At 73.6% G+C, this 4,599-nt stretch carries 1 protein-coding gene; it reads left to right on the top strand.

The features are described 5' to 3' along the window. The coding region (locus HMPREF0731_RS12520) for an Ig-like domain-containing protein (protein WP_007004510.1) at window positions 1-4,599 on the top strand (4,599 nt) is incomplete at both ends.

Here is a 4,599-nt window from a genome sequence, read left to right as displayed (position 1 = left end):
TACCAGCGTCACCGGCCCCGACACCGGCAGCTACGCGGCGGGCGCGACGCTGAACTTCAGCATCACCTTCGCCGAGACGGTCATGGTCAGCGGCATGCCCAGCCTGGCACTCGATATCGGCGGTCAGCTGGTGCAGGCCGACTATGTCGCGGGCTCGGGCAGCAACACGCTGGTCTTCTCCTACGTCGTGCAGCCAGGGCAGAATGACCTGGACGGCATCGGCCTGCCCGGCAGCCTCGAGCTCAACGGCGGCACGCTGCGCGACCTGGCCGGCAATGACGCCAGCCTCGCCATCCCGCCGCAGCCCGCCCTGGCCGGCGTGGTGGTGGACACCATCGCGCCCAGCATCGCCAGCGGCACGGTCCCGCCCCCCGTCACCTACCTCGCCGGGCAGGTGCTGGAATTCACCCTGACCTTCTTCGAGCCCGTGCTGGTCGACACCACCGGCGGCCTGCCGGCGCTGGACCTGACCATCGGCGGCCTCGCCCGCGCCGCCACCTATGCCAGCGGCTCCGGCGGCACGGTGCTGACCTTCCGCTACACGGTGCAGCCGGGCGAGGTCGACGCCGACGGCATCAGCATCGACAGCCTCTCCTTGCGCGGGGCGACGCTGCGCGACGTGGCCGGCAATGACGCCGTCCTGGCCCTGCCGCTCCTGCCCGGCACGGATGGCGTCCTGGTGGATGCCCTGCCGCCGGCCGCCGTGACGCTGGAGGGCCCGGCCCCCGGCACCTATCGCGCCGGCCAGACGCTGACCTTCACCCTCGCCTTCTCCGAGGCGGTGGGCACCAGCGGCAGCCCGGCGCTGCTGATCGATATCGGCGGGGTGACGCGCAGCGCGGCGCTGACCGGCAGCAGCCATCCCGGCAACCTCGTCTTCACCTACGCCATCCAGGCTGGCGATGCCGACAGCGACGGCATCGCGGTGCTGGGCCTCGATCTGCAGAACGGCACGATCCGCGACCTGGCCGGCAACGCCTATGATGGCAGCCCGCCGGGAATCGTCTCGGATCTCAGCCAGGTGCAGGTCGATGGCGTGGCGCCCAGCGTCACCGCGGTCGGCGTGCCGGCCGCCGGCGCCTACAAGGCCGGCAACGTCCTGGAGTTCACCGTCACCTTCTCCGAGGCGGTCAGCCTCGGCGGCGGCCAGCCCAGCCTGGCAGTCACCCTGGGCGGCACGCAGGTGCTGGCCAGCTATGTCGGCCCGATCGGCGGGGACACCCTGGTCTTCCATTACATCGTGCAGCCGGGCGACACCGATGGCGATGGCATCGCCCTGGGCGGCCTCAGCCTGAACGGCGGCACGCTGCGCGACCTCGCCGGCAATGACGCCAACCTCAGCCTCGCCAATATCGGCGACAGCTCCGGCGTGCTGGTGGACACCACCCCGCCGGAACTGACCCTGCCGGGCTGGAGCGCCGGGCTGTACGGCACCGGGCAGACGGTGCCCATCAGCCTGGGGTTCGATGCCCCGGTCTTCGTGCAGGGCGGCACGCCCAGCCTGATGGTCATCCTGGACAATGGCTTCGCCCTGGCCAGCTATGTCTCCGGCAGCGGCACCGACACGCTGGTGTTCCACTATGTCCCGGTCGCGGGGAACACCGCGGCGAGCGGCGTCAACATCGCCTTCGGCTCGTCTTCCCTGAACGGGGCGACACTGCGCGACGCGGCGGGCAACGACTTCAACAGCCTCGGCAACTTTGCCCTGCCCGGCCTCGTCATCGACACCACCCCGCCGGCCGCCACCGGCATCACCTCGCCCAGCGCGCCGGGCTGGTACCGGGCCGGCGACACGCTGGTCTTCGACGTCGCCTTCGGCGAGGCGGTGAACCTGTCCGGCCCCGGCCAGGCCACGCTGGGGGTCGAGATCGGCGGCGCCTTGCTCACCGCCCAGTTCAGCGGCCAGCCGGACGCGCAGACCCTGCGCTTCAGCCTGACCCTGCCCGAGGGGCTGCAGGACGCCGATGGCATCCGCCTCCCCGGCGGGCCGCAGCTCGAGGGCGTGACACTGCGCGATGCCGCCGGCAATGACGCCCTGCTCAGCCTGGCCGCCGCCGATTTCGGCGGGCTGCTCGTGGACAGCATCGCCCCCGTGGTGACCGACCTCATCCTGCCGCCCGCCAGGACCTATGTGGCCGGCGAGATTCTGGACGTCACCGTGGTCTTCGCCGAGGCCGTCACCGTCATCGGCACGCCCGCGCTGACGGCGCAGATCGGCGGCGTGGCGCGCAGCCTGGAGTATGTGTCGGGCAGCGGCTCCAGCCAGCTGGTCTTCCGCTACGCCGTGCAGGCGGGGGATTTCGACGCGGGCGGCGGGCTGGTGCTCGGCACCACCCTCTCCGGCGCGGCCGGGGTGGTGGACCAGGCCGGCAACGCCACCGGCGGCGTCCTGCCCTTCGTCGATGCCAGCACGATCCGCGTCGACGCGCTGCCGCCCATGGTGCAGGCGGTGGCGCTGGTGGGCACGCCCGCCGCCAATGCCACCATGGTCGAGTTCACCATCACCTTCTCCGAGCCGGTCGCCGGCCTCGGCGTGAACGACCTGGTGCTGCTCGCCCCCGGCCTGCCGGAGGCCAGCATCGCCGGGATCAGCGGCGGGGGCGCCAGCTACACGGTGCAGGTGCTGGCCGGCAACGGCACGGGCAGCCTCTCCCTCGGCGTCCGCGCCGGCGTGCCGGACCTCGCCGGCAATCCCCTGGCGGCCGACTATCCCGCCACCGCCACCGTCGCGCTGGACACGGTGCCGCCGGTGATCATCGGCTTCTCGGCGCCGCCGGAGGGCCGCTACGGCATCGGCAGCACGCTGAACTTCACCCTGACCTATTCCGAGGCGGTGCAGATCTCCGACGGCCCGCCGGCGCTGCTGTTCGACCTGGGCGGCACGCTGGTGGAGGCGGCGCTGGTCAGCGGCAACGGCACCGACACGCTGGTCTTCGCCTGGACGGTCACCGAGGGCAGCACGCCCGGCGGCAGCCCCGCGCTGGTCGATCTCATCGGCACGCTGACCGATCTGGCCGGCAATTCCCAGGGCATGCCCGCCATCCCGCCGCCCGACACCAGCGGCATCCTGGTCGATGGCGTGCGCCCCGACCTGCCGGGCATCGTCCTCGCCACCGACAGCGGCATGGCGGGGGACGGGCTGACCAACACGCCGCGCCCCGGCCTCGCCGGCACCAGCAGCGGCGCCACCAGCCTGCAATTGTGGCGCGACGGCGTGCTGCTCGACACGCTGATCCCGGATGCCGAGGGCGGCTGGCAGTTCACCGAGGGCAGCGACCTCGCCGATGGCAGCCACAGCTACACGCTGCAGGCGGTGGACGCGGCCGGCAACACCTCCGCGATCGCCAGCCTGGTGGTGACGGTGGACACCACCCCGCCCGCCGCGCCGGCGCTGAGCAGCCTGCCGGGCGAGACGATGCCGGGCGGCGGCCAGCTCTCCGCCAGCGGCGCCATCACCCTCACCGGCACCGCCGAGGCGGGCAGCCTGGTGGCGGTGCGGGATGGCGGCACGCTGCTCGGCACCGTGCTGGCGGACGGGGCAGGCAACTGGACCCTGGCGGCCAGCCTGGCCGATGGCCCGCACAGCCTGACCGCCGACGCCACCGACGCGGCCGGCAACACCGGGCCGGCGATGGCGGCGCTGGCGCTGGTGGTGGACACCACCCCGCCCGCCCTCTCGCTCGCCGCGCCGCTGGCCCTGGCGGAGAACGCCCCGCCCGGCACCCTGGCCGGGCAGGTCCTGGCGGTGGACGCGCAGGGGGTGGTCTTCCGCCTGGAGGGCACGCCGGAGGCGCTGGCGCGCTTCACCATCGAGGAGGGCACGGGCCGCATCCTCAGCCTGCTGCCGCTCGACCATGAGGCGGCGGGCAGCCATGCGCTGACCATCGTGGCCACCGACACGGCCGGCAATGTCACGCGGCTGGCCGCCACCGTCACCGTGCGGGACGTGAACGAGGCCCCATCCGCCAGCCCGGCCCTTAGCCTCGCCGCGGACAACACCGGCGCCCTGCGGCTCGACCCGCGCGCCGCCGCCGCGGCCAGCGACCCCGATGCCGGGGACAGGCTGGCCGTCAGCATCGCCCTGGCCCCGGCGCATGGCACGCTGGTGGTGCAGGCCGATGGCACGCTGCTCTACCAGGCCGAGTTCAACTACAGCGGCACGGACAGCTTCACCTACCGCCTGACCGATGCCGGCGGCCTGTTCACCGAGGTGCGGGTGACGGTGGCCGTGCCCTTCACCGGCAGCACCCCCACCCTCGCCACCAGCCTCCTGCCGGCGACGGACATCCCGCGCACCATCGCGGGCGGCCCGACCATTCCGGGCGGGCTCCTCGCGCCGGCGGCCGATCCCATGGCGACGGGCGGCGCGCCGACGCTGGTCGAAACCGTCCAGGCCTTCATCGGCCCGGCCGGCCCGGCCTCTGCTCCGGGCATCGGCTTCCAGACCGTGATGAACGCCGGCACCGGCCAGCTGCGGTCCAGCCTCGCGGCGCAGGGCGGCCTCGGCACGCTGAGCGGGGAGCCGTCCCCGGAGGAGGCGCTGCGCGGCGCGCCCACGCCCCGGCCGCTGGGACCCCAGGCCACCGGTGGGACGCCGGT

The sequence above is a fragment of the Pseudoroseomonas cervicalis ATCC 49957 genome (assembly GCF_000164635.1).
GTDB classification, from domain to species: domain Bacteria; phylum Pseudomonadota; class Alphaproteobacteria; order Acetobacterales; family Acetobacteraceae; genus Pseudoroseomonas; species Pseudoroseomonas cervicalis.
The sequence above is the reverse complement of the archived record's forward strand: the minus strand, read 5'-3'. Positions and strand labels throughout refer to the sequence as shown.